The following is a 22,180-nucleotide window of genomic DNA, read 5'->3' on the forward strand; positions in this document are numbered from 1 at the left end:
GTTTCGTCACTTCGTTCCGTCAAGGGAGCTACACTCCCTTGCGACGCTTGTGCGTCTATCCCTTGTGGACTTGCCGTCCGCAAACAGCATAAAATGCTGTTCGCCGCCAGCAAGTTTGGAAAAACAAATACTGAAAATCAGACCGTTGACTGGTCGCAATGTGCGAAAAGTTGACGGTCTTTTTTTATCCCAAAAATCAAAAAAAGGAGGTCAATCACAATGACAAAACCGAAAACCCTTGACCAGCTTCGAGCCGAAAAGGAACGAGCCGAGACGCAGCTTGCACAGGAACAGCACAAGTTGGAGCGTCTGGAGAACAGAAAGAAGTATCTGGAGAAAGGCGAACGCACCAAGCGCACCCACCGCCTTTGCAATCTGGGCGGCACGATTGAGAGCCTTGCCCCGGAGGTCAAAGATCTCACACGCACCGAAATGACAGAGCTGATGGAACACATCTTTTCCCTGTCCGAAGTCCAGCGAGCCGTCCGTCACATGGCGATTACCCACATCAGCCAAGCAAACAGAGAAAAGGAGTTGAAAGCCGATGGCACTATTTCATCTGAGCGTCACGCAGACTAAGCGAAGCGCAGGACAGTCCGCTATTGCTTCTGCCGCCTACCGTGCCGGGGAGCGATTGTATAGCGAGTATTACGGCGAATACAGCGACTACACCCGCAAGGGCGGCGTGATCTGCTCCGATATTCTCCTGCCGTCCCATGCACCGCCCGAATACGCAGACCGCCAGACCCTATGGAACGCCGTGGAAAAAGCCGAGCGTGGAAAGAACGCCCAGCTTGCATACAGCTTTGACATTGCCTTGCAGAATGAATTTTCCCTTGAGGAAAACATCGCTCTTGCAAGGCAATTTTTGTTGGAGAACTTTGTGAGCCGGGGCATGGTGGTTGACTTCGCCGTACACCAGCCAGACAGGGAGGACGGCGGCATACCAAACCCACACTTCCATGTGCTTTGCCCTATCCGTCCCATTAAGCAGGACGGCAAATGGGGGCTAAAGCAACGCCGGGTGTACGAGCTGGACGAGGACGGCAACCGTATCCGAGACCAGAACGGCGAGTTTATTTTCAACGCCGTTCCCACTACCGACTGGGGCAGTCCCGAAACGCTGGAATACTGGCGGCAGACATGGGCGGAGCTATGCAACGCCAAGTTTGCGGAAAAGGGGCTTGACGTTCGTATCGACCACCGAAGCTATGAGCGTCAGGGCGTGGAGCTTCTTCCCACCGTTCATGAGGGCGCAACCGTCCGGGCAATGGAGAAGAAAGGCATACGCACCGAGAAAGGCGAGTTCAACCGCTGGATCAGAGCGACCAATGCCGTTATCCGGGACATCAAGAAGAAAATCGCTCTCCTGTTTGATTGGATTGTCGAAGCAAAAGCAGAGCTTGCCAAGCCGCAGGCACCCGACCTTGTTTCTCTGCTGAACGCCTATTACACCCAGCGCAGAGCCGGGGCATATTCGCAGAAAGGCAAGGTCAGCAACCTAAAGGAGATGAACGAGACTTTCAATTATCTCCGGGCAAACGGCATTTACTCCCTTGAAGATTTGGAAAGCCGTGTCAGCGAACACAGTGCTGCCACAGAGAGCTTGAAGAAAACGCTGGACGAACAGACCGCCCGAATGAAAGCAATTAAGCAGCTCTATGACAGCTCTGCTGCTTTCCAGAGCTTGAAGCCTGTCTATGACGGCTTGCAGAAAATCAAGTTTGAGAAGCCCAGAGCCAAGTACAAGGCAGAGCATGAAGCGGAACTGATACAGTTCTACGCCGCCAGACGCAAGCTGACCGGAGAGTTCCCGGACGGCAAGGTGGATATGAAAAAGCTGACCGAAGAGTATGACGAGCTGGAACAGGCGCACAACACCACCTATGGCGAGTTTAAGACCGTCAGAGACGATTTACACCGTCTTTGGAAGGTCAAGTCATGTGTAGATACTGCCGCCCGATTTAACGAGCGCACGGAGGAACAAAAGCTCCAAAATCGACCCCAAACACGACAGAAAAAGGAGGAACTATCACGATGAATTACACCCAAGCGCAGATTGACCGGGCAAACGCCGTCAGTCTGGAAGATTTTCTCCGCACACAGGGAGAGACGCTTATCAAAAGCGGACGAGAATACCGCTGGAAAGAACATGACAGCCTGACCATTCGTGGAAACAAATGGTTTCGCCACAGCCAGAGCAAGGGCGGCTATCCCATTGATTTTGTCATGGAGTTTTACGGCAAGTCCTTTCCCGAAGCTGTCCAGCTCCTGACCGGCGAAAGCGGCGAGGGGCAGAGCGAAGCCAGCACAGCACCGCCCACAGCGTTTCACTTGCCCTTGCACAACAGAACAGCCGACAGAGCAATTCAATATCTTTGCGAAAGCCGAGGTCTCAACAAAACGCTTGTTGAGGATTTTCTTCTTTCCGGGGATATTTACGAGGACGCAAAGCGGCACAATGTTGTGTTTGTCGGCAGAGACCGAAGCGGCACACCGAGATACGCCCATGTGCGAGGGACGGCAGACACATTCAGACAGGATATTACCGGGTCTGACAAGTCCTATCCGTTCCGCTATGAGGGAAACGGCAACCAGCTTTTTGTTTTTGAAGCGCCGATTGACCTTTTGTCCTTTATCTGCCTTTATCCGCAGGATTGGCAGACAAGAAATTATCTTGCCCTGGGCGGCGTTTCGGGCAAAGCTCTTGACCGTTTTCTTTCTGAACGCAAGGACACCCAAAAAGTATTCCTCTGTCTTGACAGCGACACCGCAGGAAGTGAAGCTTGTACCCGACTGGCACAGTCCATTCCCTGCGAGATAGCCGTCATTCGCCTTGTCCCGGCAAGGAAAGACTGGAACGATGTTCTCCGCCAGCAAGGGGACATTCCGAGCCGCAAATTCATAGCCGAGACAATCACGCTGCGAGAGCTGCCCACCGCCCAGCCTGTCCCAATGCTCCGTATGGCTGATGTGGAGCTGACGAGCGTGGAATGGCTATGGTTTCCCTATATCCCATTTGGAAAGCTGACAATTATCCAGGGCAATCCCGGCGAGGGCAAGACCTACTTTGCCATGCGCCTTGCGGCGGCTTGCACCAATCGAAAGCCTTTGCCCGGTATGGAGACACTTGAACCTTTCAATATCATCTATCAGACCGCCGAGGACGGTCTGGGTGATACCGTCAAGCCCCGACTGATAGAAGCAGACGCAGACCTTGAAAGAGTGCTTGTCATTGACGATAGAGACACGCCGCTGACCCTTGCCGATGAGCGCATAGCAAGGGCAATCCGTGAGAACAACGCAAGGTTAGTTATCATTGACCCAGTGCAGGCGTTTCTGGGCGCAGATGTGGACATGAACCGGGCAAATGAAGTCCGTCCCATCTTCCGCAGTCTGGGAGACATTGCACAGGCTACTGGGTGCGCTATCGTGCTGATCGGACACCTCAACAAAGCCGCAGGAACGCAAAGCACCTACCGGGGATTGGGGTCTATCGACATTACGGCGGCAGTCCGCAGTCTGCTCTTTATCGGCAAGCTGAAGGACAGCCCCACAACAAGGGTACTTATCCATGAGAAAAGCTCCCTTGCGCCGCCCGGACAGTCCCTTGCCTTTTCTCTGGGAGACGAGAAAGGCTTTGAGTGGATAGGGGCTTATGACATTACCGCTGACGAGCTTCTTGCCGGGACGGACACCGCCAAGACCGAGAGCAAGACCGCACAGGCGCAAATGCTCATTCTGGAACTGCTTGCGGACGGAAAGCGTATGCCGAGCGCAGAACTGGAAAAGGCAGTCAATGAGCGTGGGATTTCCTCACGCACCATGAGAACGGCAAAGAGCCGTATCGGGGACAGACTTGTGACCGAGAAAGACGGCACAGCATGGGTCTGCTATCTCCGCAACTGACAACAGGAACACGGCAAGCATGGCAAAGACGGCAAGGTTTTTATAGATACCTTAATGTTGCCGCCTTGCCTTGTTCCCTCATACCGACACCGCCCGATGATGAATAGTCACCGGGCACTTTTTCATTTACAGGAGGATTTTGAATGAACAATACCGCAACCAACACCGCCACTTGCCCGACTGTCAGAAAGCAGATTGGCAAGACCACCTATATCGTCCGTGTCCATTTCAGCGAGACCGCCAAGGAGACGATGGAGGACAAAATCAAGCGTATGCTTCGTGAGGAAGTCCGCAAAATGTGACTTCTTTTTGAATTTGATGAAAAAGTCCTTGACTTTTCGTCTCTGGAAAAACCGCTAAGTCGATTTTGATTTCCTGCGGTGCGCGTCTGGCCGTATTTGATATTGCGGAGCTGCGCGAGGTTACATCCTACGATGAGTTGGAACTGGATACGCTGGGAGACAGAAAAACGGCTCTGTTCCTCATTATGAGTGATACGGATGACAGTTTTAACTTTCTCATTTCCATGTGCTACACCCAGTTATTCAACCTGCTTTGTGAAAAGGCCGACGATGTGTATGGCGGCAGGCTTCCAGTTCATGTGCGCTGTCTGATTGATGAGTGTGCCAACATCGGGCAGATTCCGAAGCTGGAAAAGCTGGTGGCCACCATCCGAAGCCGTGAAATCTCTGCCTGTCTGGTGTTGCAGGCACAGAGCCAGCTCAAGGCAATTTACAAAGATAATGCCGATACCATCATCGGCAATATGGATACTTCCATCTTCCTGGGTGGCAAAGAGCCAACAACGCTGAAAGAGCTGGCGGCTGTTCTGGGAAAGGAGACCATAGACACTTACAACACCGGAGAGAGCCGGGGACGGGAGACCTCCCACTCGCTCAACTATCAGAAATTGGGAAAAGAGCTGATGAGCCAGGACGAGCTGGCAGTTATGGATGGCGGCAAGTGCATCTTGCAGTTGCGCGGTGTGCGTCCGTTTCTTTCAGACAAGTATGACATTACCAGACACCCTAATTTCAAATACACAGCTGATGCAGACAAGCGAAATACCTTTGATATTGAAGCATTTTTGTCTGCCAGACTAAAACTCAAGCCTGATGAGGTCTGCGATGTATATGAAGTAGACACGGAGGGCGTGTAATACGGTTCCGCTGAGAAAGGAGTGATCGTATCTATTTGCCGCAACTGCCTCTGTTGAGGCCATTGGCGTACAAAGCGGGCAATCATCAACAAAATAATGAAAAAGGAGGACAGCCGGAATCAGGCTCTCATAGATAGAGGGCAGATTGTTCCGGCTTTTGTGCGCTTATGAAACAAACCTAACTAATCATTCAAATGATTCCGGCTAATATTATTTATTTATGGCATTTTTTGAACAGGCAATTACCGTTCTTCAGACTCTCGTTATCGCTCTGGGCGCTGGTCTTGGTATCTGGGGTGTCATCAACCTGTTGGAAGGTTACGGCAACGACAACCCTGGCGCCAAATCTCAGGGCATGAAGCAGTTCATGGCTAATTAAAGGGAACAAAAAGAAAGGGAATGCACAATCCAGACGGTATCAGCGGCAGGCTACAAGAATAAATTGTGATTTCACAAGATTGGTGTTATAATAAGAGAAAAGTTCCTGCCGGGGCAACCGCCCCGGTGGTATGGATAGAAAGGCAGGAAAACAATATGCACATCAGCTATAAACCACTCTGGCACACACTGTTAGAGCGTGATATGAGAAAAGAGGATTTAAGGCTTGCTGCTGGTATGACAACAAATATGATTGCCAACATGAGCAAAGAGGGAAAGCACATCAGCATGGATACATTAGCCCGTATCTGTGAAACTCTGAATTGTGAGATTACTGATGTGATTGAGTTAGTACCAGACGAGCCTGCTTCCACAGGAGGTAAGGAACATGAGCGAATTGAAACCAAGAATAACGGAAAACGGAATTGATTATATCCTTGTCGGAGATTACTACATTCCAGGCTTGAAACTGCCGGAGGAACACCGCCCTATCGGAAAGTACGGACGAATGCACCGGGAATATTTAAGAGAAGTCCACCCAGCCAGATTGAATACATTGATACTGACCGGAGAATTGTTGACATATCTTGCAGACCTGAATGAACAGGCACAAAAACGGTTAGACACTATCATGGAGCAGATGAAAGCTACCGAGGGCGTGACAGAGGAATTGAAGTGTACCCGACAAATGGAATGGGTGCAGCGTTGCAATAACATTCACAACAGGGCAGAAGAAATTGTTTTGTATGAGATGATTTATTCATAACGGGAGCAATTAAATCGGAGGTATATAAGATGATTGAAATTGTATTTGGTGAAAGTGCCTGTGGAAGTTTGAAAATTGCCCAAACTTACGGCAAGGGAAAGTATAGAGGAAGTGCTGTTTCAATATTTATGAGGCACGAAGACGGGAGTGTTCCATCTTCAGATGAAATGAAAAAGGCACAGCTTCAAGCACAGGAACAAGAACGCATTGCTTGGGAGAATGCTATTCCATTGGGAGGCAAGAGCAGTGATGTTTATTGTTTTGATATGGCTCTTAGTGTGGGAGATATTTCTGATAATGGAATTGGCGAACAGCGGAAAAATATTTTCAAGAAAATGCTGTCTGTCTGCTTTGTAGAGGATTTAGATTATCAGGTTGAAGAAAAAATACAGAAAATTAAAACTACATTGACCTCAGTGATTGAACGATATGTAGCTGGGGAAGAAATTCGCATTTGGTATAGCTATAATCCAGATGAGCTTTGTGGTATGTATTGGCTTATGAAACAACTTCAACCATTAAACTGCCAGACAACAATTTATTTGGTTAAGTTACCTACATGGGAATATGGAAAAGAAAATACTATGACATCCAAAATAGCATGGGGCGAGGTCTCTCCTGGCGAATGGGGAAACTATATAACTCTACAAGAGAAAGCTAATCCTGTATTTCTTTCAGCTTGTACTATGAAATGGAATCAACTTCAAAATGAAAATGCACCTTTGCGTGCAATGTTAAATGGTAAATTGCAAAGCGTTTCAGAAGATATATATGATAGTTTCATTCTTCGTGAAATTGCGGAACAGCCAGAGCAATTCAAAATGGCTATTGTCATAGGTAATGTTTTAGGAAAATATCAACTTGGAATTAGTGATGTATGGATTTCCAATCGCATTGATAAAATGCTTGAAGATGGTGTGTTGGAAATTATACAGGACGCACCAAAGGGAGAAACAAATTATCGCCGAATATTAAGAAAACGAATGAAATAATAACCACAGCACAAACCGCTGCTACATGGAATCCAACAAACCATGCAACAGCGGTTTTCCTTTACCGTTTTTTCCTCTGGCTGATAGGCGTTCCCATTTTCTTTGATTTTTTGAGAATACGAATGAACCAGCGAAATTCTTCTTCTGACAGGTTTTTATAGTTGATACCAAGCTGCTTGCAGTAAAGGATAACCAGTTTTTCATCTCGACTGCCCTTGAAATTTTCGACCGCTTCCAGATTTTCTTTCAGTTCATCGGCAACGGTAGTTTGGGGCGCACTCTCGCTGTCCTTTTTGTGGAATTCCCGAATATCCCGGATAATCAGGTTGAGGTCATCCAGAACCATGTGACTGAAATACTCATCATCACTGATATGTGCGGCTTGCAGCACCTTCAAATGCGGGTCATCTTCGCCGGGGCGATACCGTTCAATAATTTCATGCCGGACGGTATCAACAAGGGAGTTGAGATTTTGGATTTGCATGGTGGCAATCCCGTCCACATAAATCTCAATGTCCGCAAGAAACTTGATAAAGTCCTTATGGGTGGCAAGTTCGCAGAGCAGACGGTTGTTAATCCGACCGCTTTTCAGCAGTGCCACCATCTCATCGTTCAAATGCAGCTCCGTCAGTGGCGTGTTGATCTGCTCCCTGTTCTCTGTCCGGCACAGCAGATAATCGACGGAAACCCCATAGAAGTCTGCCAGCGTGATAAGGTTGCCATGATTGATTTCCTTATAATCCTCTTTTTCATAACTGCCAAGGGCTGATTTAGAAATGCCCGTCAGCTTTGATAGTTCTTCCAGATTTAAGCCTTTGTCTTTGCGGAGTTCCCAAAGGCGTTCCTGTATGCTTGTTGCAACTTTCATGGGCGCACGCTCCTTTCCGGTGGTTTTATTTCTGCCGTTTAACTGGATTATATCACACTTTCCGCAATCGTGGAAATTTCTGATTTTCCCCCTGATTCCTACTTTGTGGATATACGGCACAGGGCACAAAAATGTTCTATGATACAGGTAGTTCATCGATGGATTATTCCAATCGAATGACCAGCCTGTGTGGGATATGCTTCCCCGGCGATGTAGCGCCATGACTTTTGGCAGGGATATGGAGGAACCCTGACCGAAACGAGCGTACCAAAGGGAGCGATACGCCGCTGTGAGATTCAGGGGAGGAACGACACCGGGGAGAACTGGCGAACTGACACCGAAATGATACCGAAACACGACAATTTGATAGGGAGATAGTCTACCCTATCGCTGAGACTTCGGGAGATTTTAAGCGGCTCTATGGCTGTAATTTTGCCGAAAATCGCCCCGAAACCATACACGAAAACGGGAGGAAACGTAACATGCCGAGAATGAGCAAAAAGCGGAAGCATGAGCTTTCCTTTTACCTCAATGACCGGGGGCGTGTCACTTACAACGAATTATGCCGGAAATGCCAGCATGGGTGCAAGCAGAGCTTCCGGGCGGTTGTGATTGACTGCCCCCGTTATTTATCCAAACGAGCAAAGAAAAAGGAGGAACACACCGAATGAATTTTGAATTTATGACGATAGACACACCATTGCCGCCCTGTATGCCATTTCCCAGAGCGTTGACAGGATTTCCAGTCAGCAGCACCGCAAAGGTCATGTACTGCCGGATGTTGGACGCTATGCTTTTCAGAGGGCAGGCGGACGAGAACGGGATTCTTTTTGTCTGCTTCCCTATCACAGCCATTGCCGCAGTCCTGTCCCGCAGCCTCATGACGGTCAAGCGTTCTTTGAATGAACTGGAAACCGCCGGACTTATCATGCGGGTGCGTCAGGGCGTGGGAGAACCGAACAGGATTTATGTGCTGATACCGGGAAAGGAGGGCGCTACCCTTGCCTGATACCTCAAAGCTGGGAAAGCTCAACCGGGAGTTGGAGAAAAGCGAAAAGAAACTGCGGAAAGCCATCAATGATGAAAAGGCATTGCAGCACCAGTTGAAGCAGCTTACCCGAAAGGAACGGACGCACCGGCTCTGTACTCGTGGCGGTATGCTGGAAAGTTTTCTGCAAGAGCCGGAACGCCTGACGGACGATGATGTCATGCTGTTGCTGAAACTCATTTTTCACAGGCAGGACACGCAAGATATATTGAAAAAACTGCTGGAACGGGAGAAGCCGGAAACCCCTTAGTTTACTAAGGGCGCAATTATACACCACCCAGAGGTTGGTGCATTGCGTTCTCCGAAGGCTCCTTGCAGGAGGGCTGTGATTTTCCGCAGCCACGGTCTGCTCCAAATCAAACAGGGGACGCTACACTTCCCCTGCGCTGGCTGCCGCCAGCTACCCTTTTGTGGACTTGCCATCTGGGGACACCTTGCGTTGCAAGCTGTTCCCAGCCGATAAGTTTCATAAAATATAATGCAAATGGAAAGCTAACTTGACATAAAAGAACTATGTGATATAATGGAAGCATGGAAAGTTAACTTTCCATAAGAGAGGAGGATGACATGAAAAATCGCCTGGAAGAATTACGAAAGCAACGAGGCATAAAGCAAGAAGATTTAGCAAATGCATTGGAAGTATCACGACAGACCATCGGCTCTTTGGAAAACGGACGCTATAACCCATCTATTCAGTTGGCATTTAAGATTGCCAGATATTTCAACATGAGTATTGAAGAAATTTTTATTTACGAGGAGGATTGATTATGAAAAAAAGGTTGTTGATTTTAATGACAGTTACAGGAATGATTATTCTACTGGGAGGATTGCTAACATACGGTTTGGGAGTACATGAAATAATACCTGTGCCACGTCCCGACTTAATAGTAGTAGGTACATCTCTCATTGGAATTTTGCTGATTGTATCTGGTGTGTGCGACTTGTTCGTTAAGAAAACCAAAGAAATGGAAATAGAGGAAAATGACGAGAGAAATATTTCGCTTAGTAATGCTGCTATGGCAAGTGGCTTCAAGGTAATGAATGTTACGATTGCTGTTTCTATTTTTGCTTTGATTTTCACCGGATATATGACAGTAGTCCCATGTTTCACTATTATTGGGGCTTATGCTATTGGACAAATTGTATTTATTGTGCGACTTTGGTACTTGCACAAAACTATGTAAATGTATTACTAAATACCCGCCGCCCCCAGCGGCACAACAAGCAGGAAATCTGAAAAGGTATCCTGCTTTTTCTATGTCCAAAAACGGAAAGGAGGAACACAAAATGCCCTGTCCACACAACGAAATCTCTATTGTGCAGCGCAGCCACCGCCAGTCTGCGGTTGCCGCCGCTGCTTACCAGAGCGGCGAAAAGCTGTTCTGTGAATATGACCAGGAAGTAAAACACTACCCGGAAAAGCGTGGTATCGTCCACAATGAAATCCTGCTCCCGGCAAACGCTCCCCTGGAGTACACAGACCGCAACACCCTCTGGAACGCTGCCGAAGCTGTTGAGAAGCAATGGAACTCCCAGCTTGCAAGGCGGTGGGTGCTTTCCATTCCCAGAGAGATACCGCCCGACCAGTACGCCGCCCTTGTACGGGATTTCTGCCGCCAGCAGTTTGTTTCCAAAGGAATGTGCGTGGATTTTGCCATCCATGACAAAGGGAACGGAAACCCACACGCCCATGTCATGCTGACCATGCGGGCAATGGATGAGCGTGGGAAATGGCTTCCCAAGAGCCGCAAGGTCTATGAACTTGATAAGAACGGGGAACGAATCAAGCTCCCGTCCGGCAGGTGGAAAAGCCACAAGGAAGATACGGTTGACTGGAACGACCGCAAATATGGCGAAATCTGGCGGCATGAATGGGAGGTCATCCAAAACCGCTATCTGGAAGCCAACAACCGCCCGGAACGAGTAGATCTCCGTTCTTACGAAAGACAGGGGCTTGATATTATCCCTACCGTCCATGAAGGGGCTGCTGTCCGGCAGATGGAAAAGCGTGGGATTCAGACGAACATCGGCAACCTGAACCGAGAAATCAAAGCCGCCAATAGTTTGATGAAGTCCATCCGGCAGCTTATTAAAAATCTCAAAGGCTGGATTGCGGAGCTTAGCGAAAAGCGGAATGAACTGCTTGCCCAAAAAGCTGCGGAGGAAGCGGTCTTTCTTCCCAATCTGCTGATGAAGTATATGGAGATACGAAAGGCAGAACGGAGCAGCTGGACACGGGCGGGACAAAGCCGGGGGACTTCCAAAGACTTAAAGGCAGTCAGCGAAGCCCTGTCCTATCTCCAGAGAAAGGGACTTTCCACCGTGGAGGATTTGGAAAACTTTATAGAAACGTCCGGGAAATCTGCCGCCGACTACCGAAAGCAGATGAAGCCAAAGGAAACCCGCAGCAACGTGATTGACGCTATCCTTGCCGCCCGGACGGACTGTAAGGAATGTAAGCCCGTTTATGAGAAATACCAGAAGATATTTTTCAAGAAAACTAAGGAAAAATTCAAGCTGGAACACCCGGAGGTTGCCCGGTTTGAGAAAGCCAGTGCCTACCTTGCCAAGCACCCGGACGATAAGGACAGCACGAAAAAGGAGCTTTTGCAGGAACAGGCGAAGCTTGTGGACGAAATCGCAGACTTGAAAGTACCGTTGACCGAGGTGCAGGAAGATTTGAAGAAGCTGTGGGACATCCGCTACTGGGTACGGAAAGCCACACCCGGCACAGAGGAAAGCAAAGAGCCGCCCAAGAAGCAGCCCCTCAAAGAAGTCTTGCAGGATAAGGCTGACGAGAAGAGAGCACAGAAAAACGCCCCGGCGCAGACGAAACACAAACAACAGGATATGGAACTTTAACAGGCACTTGCCATTTTCAGATTGAGAATGATAAGTGCCTTTTCTTTTTTACAAGGAGGAATTGATTTGAATGTATTTGAAGCTGTGAAGCAGTCCGTTACGACAAGACAGGCTGCGGAGCATTACGGAATCCGGGTAAACAGAAACGGGATGGCTTGCTGCCCGTTCCACAACGATAAGACCCCCAGCATGAAGCTGGACAAGCGTTTCCACTGCTTCGGATGTGGTGCAGATGGGGATGTGATTGATTTTGTAGCTGCCCTGTACGGGCTGGGGAAAAAGGAAGCCGCCGCACAGTTGGCGAGTGACTTCGGGCTTGCCTATGAGGACTGGAAGCCACCGGGCAGGGCAAGGAAGCCCAAGCCCCGGCAGAAATCCCCGGAAGAACAGTTCCGGGAAGCAAAGGCACATTGCTTCCGTGTCCTTGCCGATTATCTACACCTCTTACGGGTATGGAAAACCGACTATGCCCCGCACTCCCCGGAGGAAGCGTTTCATCCCCGGTTCGTGGAAGCCTTGCAGAAGCAAGCCCATGTGGAATATCTGCTGGATGTGCTGCTGTTTGGGGATACGGAGGAAATCGCTTCACTGATTACGGAACATGGAAAGGATGTGATACAGCTTGAACAGCGAATGGCAGAGCTTGCCGCCGCAGACGCAGCAAGAACTAAAAAACACCATGAACGCCATGCAGCCGCCCCAGAGCGTTGAGGAAGTAAAGGCAACTCTGGAAACCACCGAGAAAGGCGGTGTCCGCCAGAGCATACGGAACTGCCTGACCGTATTCCAGCGTGACCCGGTGCTTGCCGGGGCAATCGCCTATAACATCCTGACCGACCGAAAGGACATCATAAAGCCCATCGGTTTTCACAGAGAAAGCACAGCCCTGACCGATACAGACATGAAGTATCTGCTTCTCTATCTGGAGGAAACCTACGGGCTGACCAGTGAGAAAAAGATTGAAACCGCCATCGGGATTGTGGCGAATGAGAATAAGTACCACCCCATCCGGGATTTTCTGAACAGCCTTGCATGGGACGGGACGGAGCGCATCCGCTTCTGTCTGCGGCACTTTCTGGGGGCGGATGTGGACGATTACACCTATGAAGCCCTAAAGCTGTTTCTTTTGGGGGCGATTACAAGGGCATTTAAGCCCGGAAGCAAGTTTGAAATCATGCTGTGTCTGGTAGGCGGTCAGGGGGCTGGCAAGTCCACCTTCTTCCGTCTGCTGGCAGTCCGGGACGAGTGGTTTTCCGATGATTTGCGGAAGCTGGACGATGATAACGTGTACCGCAAGCTGCAAGGTCACTGGATAATTGAAATGTCGGAAATGATGGCAACCGCCAATGCCAAGAGCATTGAGGAAATCAAGTCTTTTCTAAGCCGACAGAAAGAGGTTTATAAGATACCCTATGAAACCCACCCGGCAGACCGTCCCCGTCAGTGCGTGTTCGGCGGTACTTCCAACGCCCTTGACTTTCTCCCCCTTGACCGTTCCGGCAACCGCCGATTTATCCCGGTCATGGTGTACCCGGAGCAAGCCGAGGTTCACATTTTGGAGGACGAAGCCGCTTCCAGAGCCTATATCAGCCAGATGTGGGCGGAAGCAATGGAGATTTACCGAAGCGGCAGGTACAAGCTGTCATTCAGCCCAGCCATGCAGCGGTATCTCAAAGAACACCAGCGGGATTTTATGCCGGAGGACACCAAAGCCGGGATGATACAGGCTTACCTTGATAAGTACACCGGGGAAACGGTCTGTTCCAAGCAGCTCTACAAGGAAGCCTTAAATCACACCTTTGACGAGCCGAAGCAATGGGAAATCCGGGAAATCAACGAGATAATGAACCAGTGCATTACCGGGTGGAACTACTTTTCCAATCCAAGAATGTTTGCGGAATATGGCAGACAAAAGGGCTGGGAGCGTGAAATCCCGGCAACGGACACCGACAACCCGCCCGAAAAATCTATGGACGGTTTTGTGGAGGTCACGGAGCAGATGGAGCTTCCATTCTGAAAATGACAGCCCGTTGCCGACTTCGTTGCTATCCCGTTGCCGAGCCGGTTGCCGGGGAAAAACCCATAACTGCGGGCTTTTCTCCCCTATGACAACCAAAACAACAGAAAAATAAAAGAAAAGTATAAATAGTAACCACCGCCAGATTGAGATTGTTTGCAAGGTCTTTTGAAGCCCGTTGCCGGACTTCGTTGCCGACACCCTCTGTCTGGCTATTTTCATGTATGGAGGATAACTGCCTATGGCAAAAAACAAAACAGAGATTCATGTGACCACTGTATTTGACGGGGAGCTGGACGCCACCGATGTGTTCGTCAGCCTGATTTCCCAGAAATACGGCAAGACAAATACAAAAGAATATCTTGCTAAAAAGAAAGAATTGAAGTATAATGAAGATGAGGTTCAAAAGAGCCGGATACCGTCTGGATTGTGTGGGTAAATGGCTATGATGAACGAAATGGAATACAGAACAATCGGTTCGGCACTTGCCGGGGGCTATCGTGCAGCGGTCTATTGCAGACTGTCAAAGGACGATGACCTGCAAGGCGAAAGTGCCAGTATCGCAAACCAGCGTGATATGCTGGAAAAATACTGCGAAAAGCAGGGATGGGAGGTTGTGGCAGTCTATCAGGACGATGGCTTCACAGGTCTTAATATGGAGCGTCCTGATTTACAGAGAATGTTGAGATCCATTGAGCGCAGGCAAATCAACCTTGTTATCACGAAAGACCTCAGCCGACTGGGGCGTAACTATCTGCAAACCGGGCATTTGATTGAGGACTTTTTCCCAAGAAACGGGGTGCGCTATATCGCCATGAATGACGGTATCGACACCTTACGGGATAACAACGACATTGCCCCGTTCAAGAATATCCTGAACGAGATGTACAGCAAGGATATTTCCAAGAAAGTCCATTCCTCTTATCTTCTGAAAGCGCAGAAAGGACAGTTTACCGGGTGTCTTGCCCCGTTTGGGTATCGGAAAGACCCGGAGGACAAAAACCATCTGCTCATTGACGAGGAAACCGCCCCGATTGTGCGGCTGATTTTCGGATATGCCCTAAACGGTCATGGTCCGAACTATATCCGCAGACGGCTGGAGGAAGAAAAAATCCCCTGCCCCACATGGTGGAACCGGGAACGGGGGCTTCGCAATACCCGCACCAAATGGGAAAAGAAAGACCCGGAAAACGGGCGGTATATGTGGGACTTCTCCGTTATCAAAGACCTTTTGATGAATCCCGTCTACACCGGGGCGATTGCTTCCCAGAAAAAAGACTACCGCTTCAAAATCGGCACGATTGGGGAAAAGAAACCGGAGGACTGGGTTGTGGTTGAGGGACAGCACGAACCGCTGATTGACCGCATGAGCTTTGATATTGTGCAGAACAAGCTGAAATCCCGCCAGCGTCCGGGGCAGACCAATGAAATCAGCCTGTTTGCCGGACTGATAAAATGCGGCGAGTGTGGGAAGTCGCTGACGATACGCTACACAAACGCAAAACATCCCCAGCGGATTTACTCCTGCAAGACCTACAATGCCTTTGGAAAGAACCACTGCACCCAGCACCGGATTGATTATGACACCCTTTACAGTCATGTGCTGCGGAAAATCCGGGAATGTGCCAGAGCTGCCCTGATGGACGGAGAAGCGGTTGCCGACCGCCTGACCAATACCTGTGAAGCCGAGCAGCGGGAACAGCGGGAAGCAATGGAACGCTCCCTTACAAGGGACGAGGAACGGATTGAGGTTCTGGACAAAATGGTAATGCGGCTTTATGAGGATATGATTGCAGGGCGTATCAGTGAGCAGAACTTCAACACCATGCTGGAAAAGACGCAGACCGAGCAGACGGAGCTTAAAACAAAAGTGTCCGAGGGCAGAAAGCGGCTGTCCGATGAAGTCCAGCTTGCCAATGATGCAAAACAATGGGTGGAAGCCATTCAGGAATACGCCAACATCACAGAGCTGGATGCAGCCACCCTTAACCGCTTAATCAAAGAAATCGTCGTGCATGAGCGCATTGACGAAGATAAAACAAGACACATTTCTATCGAAATTCATTTTAATCTCAAACCCATCCCGGAGGTGGAACAGGTCACTGCCTGACCTGTCCCGCCTGGATGGTTCTCTTAAAAACACCATATAGATTTTTGTACGCCGCCGCCCGCCATCGAGCAGAATTTTACACCTAATTGGGGATAAAACAGCTCATGGCCGGCGCCGGTGTAGCCGTAGTCGGCATGGTCCTTGTACCTCTGCTCTCCGGGCTGTTCTCTGTCTAAGCGTTCCTGCATGAAATCCTTGCCGCTCCCGCAGTTCTGCGGGGGCGGCGGAAAGGAGGTTGACACCGTATGGATTTCTTACTTGAAGCCCTGACAAATTGGCTGAAAGAAATGCTGGTGGGCGGTATTATGAGCAACCTTTCGGGGATGTTTGACAGCGTAAACCAACAGGTCGCGGATATATCCGTACAGGTAGGACAGACCCCACAGGGATGGAATGGCAGTATTTTCAATATGATTGAGAATCTGTCAAACTCCATCATGGTGCCGATTGCAGGTGTGATCCTGGCTATCGTGATGACCGTAGACCTGATCCAGATGATTGCAGACAAGAACAACCTGCATGATGTGGATACCTGGATGATTTTCAAGTGGGTGTTCAAATCAGCTGCCGCCATCCTCATTGTCACAAACACATGGAATATCGTGATGGGCGTCTTTGATATGGCGCAGAGCGTGGTGGCGCAGGCGGCAGGGATTATCAATTCGGATGCGTCCATTGACATTTCCTCAGTTATGACCGATCTGGAACCGAGGCTGATGGAAATGGATTTGGGACCGCTGTTCGGACTGTGGTTCCAATCCCTCTTTATTGGCATTACCATGTGGGCGTTGTATATCTGTATCTTTATCGTTATTTATGGCCGTATGATCGAGATCTACCTTGTAACTTCGGTGGCTCCCGTTCCAATGGCTGCAATGATGGGCAAAGAATGGGGCGGTATGGGACAGAATTACCTCCGATCCCTGCTGGCACTGGGCTTTCAGGCGTTTCTCATTATCGTCTGCGTGGCAATTTATGCTGTGCTGGTGCAGAACATCGCTATGGAAGATGACATCATCATGGCAATCTGGAGCTGCGTGGGCTACACTGTACTGCTATGTTTTACGCTGTTCAAAACCGGCAGTCTCGCCAAATCAGTCTTTCAGGCGCACTAAAACGGAAGGAGGTTTCCACATTGGCTTATGTACCCGTACCCAAGGACTTAACAAAAGTCAAAACAAAGGTCATGTTCAATCTGACCAAGCGGCAGCTTATCTGCTTCACGGGCGGAGCGCTTATTGGCGTACCGCTTTTCTTTTTGCTCAGAAAACCTACCGGAAACAGTGTAGCGGCTATGTGTATGATGCTGGTTATGCTGCCCTTCTTTATGCTGGCTATGTACGAAAAGCATGGACAGCCGCTGGAAAAGATCGTGGGCAACATTCTCAAAGTAGCTGTGATCCGTCCCAAGCAGCGTCCCTACCAGACCAACAACTTTTATGCCGTATTAAAGCGGCAGGAAATGCTCGATAAGGAGGTGTATGACATTGTTCACCGCAATAAAAAAATGGCTGCATCGGATGTTCGGAAAAACCGAGGAAAAAACTGTGCAGCCGGTAAAGACAAAGAAAAAACTGTCCCGCGCCGATAAGAAGCAGATCGAAGCGGCCATTGCCCGCGCTAACCGCACGGACAAAAAAGGAAAATCTGCGCAGGACAGTATCCCTTATGAACGGATGTGGCCGGACGGAATCTGCCGCGTATCGGACAGCCACTACACAAAGACCATCCAGTTTCAGGACATCAACTATCAGCTCTCCCAAAACGAAGATAAGACGGCAATCTTTGAGGGTTGGTGTGATTTCCTCAATTATTTTGATAGCTCGATTCATTTCCAGCTGTCTTTTTTGAACCTTGCGGCATCGGAGGAGACCTTTGCTAACTCCATTTCCATCCCGCCCCAGAGGGACGCCTTTGACAGTATCCGCGAGGAATACACCACAATGCTGCAAAATCAGCTGGCCAGAGGTAACAACGGTCTCATCAAGACCAAATACCTGACCTTTGGTATCGACGCGGACAGCATCAAAGCCGCCAAGCCCCGTCTGGAGCGTATTGAGACCGATATACTTAATAACTTCAAGCGTCTTGGTGTAGCTGCCAGAACGCTGGACGGTAAAGAAAGGCTTTTTCAGCTTCATGCGGTATTCCACATGGATGAACAACTCCCGTTTCAGTTTGAATGGGACTGGCTGGCTCCTTCCGGTCTGTCCACAAAGGATTTTATTGCACCAAGCTCCTTTGAGTTCCGCACCGGCAAGCAGTTCCGTATGGGTAAGAAATACGGGACTGTTTCTTTTTTGCAGATTCTCGCACCGGAACTGAATGACCGTTTGCTGGCTGATTTTCTGGATATGGAAAGCTCGCTCATTGTGAGTATGCACATTCAGTCGGTGGATCAGGTGAAAGCCATCAAAACGGTAAAGCGGAAGATTACCGACCTGGACCGCAGCAAGATCGAGGAACAGAAAAAAGCAGTCCGTGCCGGATACGACATGGACATCATTCCATCTGACCTTGCTACCTACGGCAGTGAAGCAAAAAAACTCTTGCAGGATTTGCAGAGCCGCAACGAGAGAATGTTCCTTTTGACCTTTCTGGTGCTGAACACAGCGGACAATCCCCGTCAGCTTGGCAACAACATCTTTCAGGCAGGCTCTATTGCCCAGAAGTATAACTGTCAGCTGACCAGGCTGGACTTCCAGCAGGAAGAAGGGCTGATGAGCTGTCTGCCTCTGGGTATCAATCAGATTGAGATTCAGCGAGGACTGACCACCAGTTCCACAGCTATCTTTGTGCCCTTTACTACGCAGGAACTGTTCCAGAACGGGAAAGAAGCTCTGTACTACGGCATCAATGCTCTGTCCAACAACCTCATCATGGTGGATCGAAAGCTGCTGAAAAATCCAAACGGCTTGATTTTGGGTACGCCAGGTTCCGGTAAGTCCTTCAGCGCAAAACGAGAAATTGCCAACTGCTTTTTGCTTACCAGTGATGATGTCATTATCTGTGACCCGGAAGCGGAGTACGCACCTCTTGTTGAGCGTCTGCATGGGCAGGTCATCAAGATCTCACCTACTTCAACCAACTATATCAATCCGATGGATCTGAATCTGGACTATTCGGATGATGAAAGCCCGCTGTCACTCAAGTCTGACTTTATCCTCAGCTTGTGTGAGCTGATCGTGGGCGGTAAGGAGGGCTTGCAGCCGGTGCAGAAAACCATTATTGACCGTTGTGTACGGCTGGTTTACAACGAATATCTCAATGACCCAAAGCCGGAGAATATGCCGATTTTGGAGGACCTTTATAACTTGCTGCGGGAGCAGGAAGAAAAAGAAGCTCAGTACATTGCAACGGCATTGGAAATCTATGTAACGGGTTCTTTGAATGTGTTCAATCATCAGAGCAATGTGGACATTGATAACCGGATTGTCTGCTATGACATCAAGGAACTGGGCAAGCAGCTCAAGAAAATCGGTATGCTGGTGGTACAGGATCAGGTGTGGAACCGCGTTACCATCAACCGTGCCGCTCACAAGTCTACCCGCTACTACATCGACGAGATGCACCTGCTTTTGAAGGAGGAGCAGACCGCCGCCTATACGGTGGAAATTTGGAAGCGATTCAGAAAATGGGGCGGTATTCCGACAGGTATCACCCAGAATGTCAAAGACCTTTTGAGCAGCCGCGAGGTGGAAAATATCTTTGAAAATTCTGACTTCGTGTATATGCTCAACCAGGCAGGCGGAGACCGTCAGATCCTCGCCAAGCAGCTGGGTATTTCCACACACCAATTATCTTATGTGACCCACTCCGGTGAGGGCGAGGGCCTGCTGTTCTATGGCTCCACGATCCTGCCGTTTGTAGACCACTTCCCGAAGAACACCGAACTTTACCGCATTATGACCACCAAACCTCAAGAATTGAAAAAGGAGGATGAATGATTATGAACCCCAACATTTTGAATAAAAACCCGCTGATGTTTTTTGACAGGGCGGTAAATGCCCAGCGCAGCCAGCTGCTTACGGTCATGGCCGATGCGGTAAGTGAGTGCCGCACGGCGGCAGATCAGGCAGCCGAACTGAATGAGACCGGTCAGGTGGGGCTGCTCCGTCTGGCAGAGGTCTGGAGCACCATCCGTGCCAAAGAAGGTATGGGGGGACTGGTTCTGGAAGGAACCGAAGCGAAGATTCTGTCCGATGTGGTGGCACAGTTTTATGCCTACCTGTCCGGCTGTATGTTCAACGATCCGGTGGGAATGGCCATTTATGCAGAGCTGCACTACATGATGTCCTCCCTCATGCTGGGAGAATGGTTTGAATAAGGAACCGCGCCTGCGCTTTACTGATGAGGAACGGTCTGACCCTGCACTGGAAAAGCCAATCCGTAAAGCGGAGAAAGCTGCGGCCAGAGCAGATAAGGCGCAGGCCAATATTCCGAAGAAAAAGGTCAGGCAGACGGTCATTGACCCGAATACCGGAAAAAAGACCTCGAAGCTGACCTTTGAGGACAAGAAAAAGCCACCTTCCAAAGTTTCTCAAGGAGTCAGGGAAGCTCCCGTCCATCTGGTTGCGGGCAAGCTCCACAAAGAGATCCGGGAAACAGAGCAGGACAATGTGGGCGTGGAAAGCGCCCACAAGTCCGAGGAAGCGGTGGAGACTGGCGCTTATCTGGTGCGGGAGGGCTATCGCAGCCACAAGCTGAAGCCGTACCGCAAAGCAGCACAGGCAGAGCGTCAACTGGAAAAGGCAAATGTAAATGTTCTGTACCAGAAATCTTTGCAGGAAAATCCCCAGTTTGCCAGCAATCCGTTTTCCCGCTGGCAGCAAAAGCAGGCCATTAAAAAGCAGTATGCCGCCGCCAAACACGCCGGTCAGACTGCCGGAAATACCGCCCAGGCTGCATCCAAAACCGGAAAAGCCGTAAGGACGGTAAAAGAAAAGGCACAGCAGGCAGGGGCGTTCGTCATGCGCCACAAGAAGGGTTTCCTGATGGCAGGGGTTTTGTTCCTCGTTACCTGTATGCTGATGAATACCATGTCCTCCTGCTCCATGATGGCGCAGAGCATCGGTTCCGTTCTCTCCGGCACCACTTATCCGTCGGATGACCCGGAAATGCTGGCAGTGGAGGCAGATTATGCAGCCAGAGAAGTCCAGTTGCAGGAGGAAATCGACAACATTGAAAGCAGCCACCCAGGGTATGACGAGTATCGCTATGACCTTGGTATGATCGGCCATGACCCTCATGAGCTGGCAGCATTTCTGTCTGCCGTCTTGCAAGGTTACACCCAGCAGAGCGCTCAGGCAGAGCTGGCGCGTGTGTTTGCAGCACAGTATCAGCTGACGCTTACTGAGGAAGTGGAGATTCGCTACCGCACGGAGACCTCCACCGACCCGGAGACCGGCGAGACCACCTCAGAAGAAGTCCCCTATGAGTATTACATTTTGAATGTGAAACTCACCAGCAAGCCCATTTCCGCTGTGGCGTCGGAGTTACTGACCCCGGAGCAGATGGAAATGTATCAGGTTTACCGGCAGACCATGGGCAATAAGCCGCTGTTGTTTGGCGGTGGTTCCCCTGACATGAGCAATTCCGAGGACTTGACCGGTGTGCAGTTCGTAAATGGAACCCGTCCCGGAAATCCGCAGTTGGTGGAGCTGGCCAAGCGTCAGGTCGGCAATGTGGGCGGCTATCCTTATTGGAGCTGGTATGGCTTTGACAGCCGCGTGGAGTGGTGCGCCTGCTTTGTATCCTGGTGTTATAACCAGGCTGGAAAAAGTGAACCGCGCTTTGCAGGCTGTGAGTGGCAGGGCGTTCCGTGGTTCCAGTCTCATGGACAATGGGGTGCAAGAGGCTATAACAATCTGGCTCCCGGAGATGCAATTTTCTTTGATTGGGATTTGGATGGGACAGCAGACCATGTGGGTATCGTGATCGGTACGGATGGCAGCCGTGTTTATACCGTGGAGGGAAATTCCGGCGATGCCTGCAAGATCAAAAGTTATGACCTGAATTATCAAAGTATTAAGGGCTACGGCCTGATGAACTGGTAACAGACTTTGTGGAAA

General features: G+C 49.7%; 25 protein-coding genes and 1 pseudogene. 25 read left to right on the forward strand and 1 reads right to left on the reverse strand.

Features of this window, described 5'->3' with window-relative positions; all coding sequences use genetic code 11:
• The first annotated feature begins 219 nt into the window (after positions 1–219).
• The 9 genes and pseudogenes from NQ560_RS02920 (at position 220) to NQ560_RS02960 (ending at position 7,204) form a co-directional block, all read left to right on the forward strand.
• Positions 220–579 (forward strand): DUF3847 domain-containing protein, encoded by a 360-nt coding sequence (locus tag NQ560_RS02920; RefSeq protein WP_003500140.1) that lies wholly within the window; start codon positions 220–222, stop codon positions 577–579.
• Positions 545–2,041 (forward strand): MobQ family relaxase, encoded by a 1,497-nt coding sequence (gene mobQ / locus NQ560_RS02925; protein ID WP_005335928.1) that lies wholly within the window; start codon positions 545–547, stop codon positions 2,039–2,041. Before NQ560_RS02920 ends, mobQ (NQ560_RS02925) begins: the two co-directional genes overlap by 35 nt.
• The gene (locus NQ560_RS02930; protein ID WP_005335927.1) at positions 2,038–3,909 is read left to right on the forward strand and encodes an AAA family ATPase; all 1,872 of its coding nucleotides are present in this window, start codon (positions 2,038–2,040) and stop codon (positions 3,907–3,909) included. The genes mobQ (NQ560_RS02925) and NQ560_RS02930 overlap by 4 nt, the downstream gene beginning before the upstream one ends.
• A gap of 143 nt (positions 3,910–4,052) precedes the next feature.
• Complete coding sequence (locus NQ560_RS02935; protein ID WP_002596227.1) at positions 4,053–4,211, forward strand: transposon-encoded TnpW family protein; 159 nt, start codon at positions 4,053–4,055, stop codon at positions 4,209–4,211.
• Positions 4,212–4,252: 41 nt separating this feature from the next.
• Positions 4,253–5,068 (forward strand): annotated as a pseudogene (locus NQ560_RS02940) (VirD4-like conjugal transfer protein, CD1115 family); the annotation flags it as partial.
• Between the two features lie 220 nt (positions 5,069–5,288).
• Positions 5,289–5,447 (forward strand): Maff2 family mobile element protein, encoded by a 159-nt coding sequence (locus tag NQ560_RS02945; RefSeq protein WP_004798086.1) that lies wholly within the window; start codon positions 5,289–5,291, stop codon positions 5,445–5,447.
• Positions 5,448–5,602: 155 nt separating this feature from the next.
• Entirely contained in the window at positions 5,603–5,875 is a 273-nt protein-coding gene (locus NQ560_RS02950; RefSeq protein WP_002593556.1) for a helix-turn-helix domain-containing protein, read from the forward strand.
• Positions 5,835–6,212: a TnpV protein gene (locus NQ560_RS02955; RefSeq protein ID WP_005335912.1), complete on the forward strand. Its 378-nt coding sequence runs from the start codon at positions 5,835–5,837 to the stop codon at positions 6,210–6,212. The genes NQ560_RS02950 and NQ560_RS02955 overlap by 41 nt, the downstream gene beginning before the upstream one ends.
• Positions 6,213–6,241: 29 nt before the next feature.
• A complete protein-coding gene (locus NQ560_RS02960; RefSeq protein ID WP_005335911.1) occupies positions 6,242–7,204 on the forward strand; it encodes a DUF3658 domain-containing protein in 963 nt (320 codons plus the stop codon).
• Positions 7,205–7,265: 61 nt separating this feature from the next.
• Here the strand turns inward: NQ560_RS02960 and NQ560_RS02965 are convergent, their stop codons facing one another.
• Entirely contained in the window at positions 7,266–8,072 is an 807-nt protein-coding gene (locus NQ560_RS02965; RefSeq protein ID WP_008372835.1) for a helix-turn-helix domain-containing protein, read from the reverse strand.
• Between the two features lie 482 nt (positions 8,073–8,554).
• Between NQ560_RS02965 and NQ560_RS02970 the strand changes: the two genes are divergently transcribed.
• The 16 genes from NQ560_RS02970 (at position 8,555) to NQ560_RS03045 (ending at position 22,165) form a co-directional block, all read left to right on the forward strand.
• Positions 8,555–8,743, forward strand: coding sequence for a hypothetical protein (locus NQ560_RS02970; RefSeq protein ID WP_002304353.1), 189 nt, complete (start codon positions 8,555–8,557; stop codon positions 8,741–8,743).
• Positions 8,740–9,081, forward strand: coding sequence for a DeoR family transcriptional regulator (locus NQ560_RS02975; protein ID WP_005335900.1), 342 nt, complete (start codon positions 8,740–8,742; stop codon positions 9,079–9,081). The genes NQ560_RS02970 and NQ560_RS02975 overlap by 4 nt, the downstream gene beginning before the upstream one ends.
• A complete protein-coding gene (locus NQ560_RS02980) occupies positions 9,074–9,370 on the forward strand; it encodes a DUF3847 domain-containing protein (protein WP_005335898.1) in 297 nt (98 codons plus the stop codon). Before NQ560_RS02975 ends, NQ560_RS02980 begins: the two co-directional genes overlap by 8 nt.
• A gap of 317 nt (positions 9,371–9,687) precedes the next feature.
• The gene (locus NQ560_RS02985) at positions 9,688–9,885 is read left to right on the forward strand and encodes a helix-turn-helix transcriptional regulator (protein ID WP_002595107.1); all 198 of its coding nucleotides are present in this window, start codon (positions 9,688–9,690) and stop codon (positions 9,883–9,885) included.
• Positions 9,886–9,887: 2 nt separating this feature from the next.
• Positions 9,888–10,304, forward strand: a complete 417-nt coding sequence (locus NQ560_RS02990; RefSeq protein ID WP_002595106.1) for a hypothetical protein — start codon at positions 9,888–9,890, stop codon at positions 10,302–10,304.
• Between the two features lie 103 nt (positions 10,305–10,407).
• Complete coding sequence (gene mobQ, locus NQ560_RS02995) at positions 10,408–11,982, forward strand: MobQ family relaxase (RefSeq protein WP_040015738.1); 1,575 nt, start codon at positions 10,408–10,410, stop codon at positions 11,980–11,982.
• Positions 11,983–12,048: 66 nt separating this feature from the next.
• Positions 12,049–12,693, forward strand: a complete 645-nt coding sequence (locus NQ560_RS03000; RefSeq protein WP_002595104.1) for a CHC2 zinc finger domain-containing protein — start codon at positions 12,049–12,051, stop codon at positions 12,691–12,693.
• Positions 12,662–13,999, forward strand: coding sequence for a virulence-associated E family protein (locus NQ560_RS03005; RefSeq protein WP_007047420.1), 1,338 nt, complete (start codon positions 12,662–12,664; stop codon positions 13,997–13,999). The genes NQ560_RS03000 and NQ560_RS03005 overlap by 32 nt, the downstream gene beginning before the upstream one ends.
• A 241-nt stretch (positions 14,000–14,240) precedes the next feature.
• The gene (locus tag NQ560_RS03010) at positions 14,241–14,438 is read left to right on the forward strand and encodes a hypothetical protein (RefSeq protein ID WP_002595102.1); all 198 of its coding nucleotides are present in this window, start codon (positions 14,241–14,243) and stop codon (positions 14,436–14,438) included.
• Positions 14,439–16,109, forward strand: coding sequence for a recombinase family protein (locus NQ560_RS03015; RefSeq protein WP_005335872.1), 1,671 nt, complete (start codon positions 14,439–14,441; stop codon positions 16,107–16,109).
• Positions 16,110–16,213: 104 nt separating this feature from the next.
• Complete coding sequence (locus NQ560_RS03020; RefSeq protein WP_118736852.1) at positions 16,214–16,285, forward strand: hypothetical protein; 72 nt, start codon at positions 16,214–16,216, stop codon at positions 16,283–16,285.
• A 69-nt stretch (positions 16,286–16,354) separates the two neighbouring features.
• Positions 16,355–17,224 carry a VirB6/TrbL-like conjugal transfer protein, CD1112 family gene (locus tag NQ560_RS03025; RefSeq protein WP_005335866.1) on the forward strand — a complete coding sequence of 290 codons (870 nt, stop codon included), beginning with the start codon at positions 16,355–16,357 and terminating at the stop codon, positions 17,222–17,224.
• A gap of 20 nt (positions 17,225–17,244) precedes the next feature.
• Positions 17,245–17,700 carry a PrgI family protein gene (locus NQ560_RS03030; protein WP_005335865.1) on the forward strand — a complete coding sequence of 152 codons (456 nt, stop codon included), beginning with the start codon at positions 17,245–17,247 and terminating at the stop codon, positions 17,698–17,700.
• Positions 17,657–20,056, forward strand: a complete 2,400-nt coding sequence (locus NQ560_RS03035; RefSeq protein ID WP_005335864.1) for a VirB4-like conjugal transfer ATPase, CD1110 family — start codon at positions 17,657–17,659, stop codon at positions 20,054–20,056. The genes NQ560_RS03030 and NQ560_RS03035 overlap by 44 nt, the downstream gene beginning before the upstream one ends.
• Positions 20,053–20,436, forward strand: a complete 384-nt coding sequence (locus NQ560_RS03040; protein WP_005335863.1) for a DUF3851 domain-containing protein — start codon at positions 20,053–20,055, stop codon at positions 20,434–20,436. The genes NQ560_RS03035 and NQ560_RS03040 overlap by 4 nt, the downstream gene beginning before the upstream one ends.
• On the forward strand, positions 20,429–22,165 hold the full coding sequence (locus NQ560_RS03045; RefSeq protein ID WP_005335861.1) for a C40 family peptidase: 1,737 nt from the start codon (positions 20,429–20,431) through the stop codon (positions 22,163–22,165). Before NQ560_RS03040 ends, NQ560_RS03045 begins: the two co-directional genes overlap by 8 nt.
• Positions 22,166–22,180: the final 15 nt, after the last annotated feature.

It is taken from the genome of Dorea formicigenerans, from assembly GCF_025150245.1.
Taxonomy (GTDB): Bacteria; Bacillota; Clostridia; order Lachnospirales; family Lachnospiraceae; genus Dorea; species Dorea formicigenerans.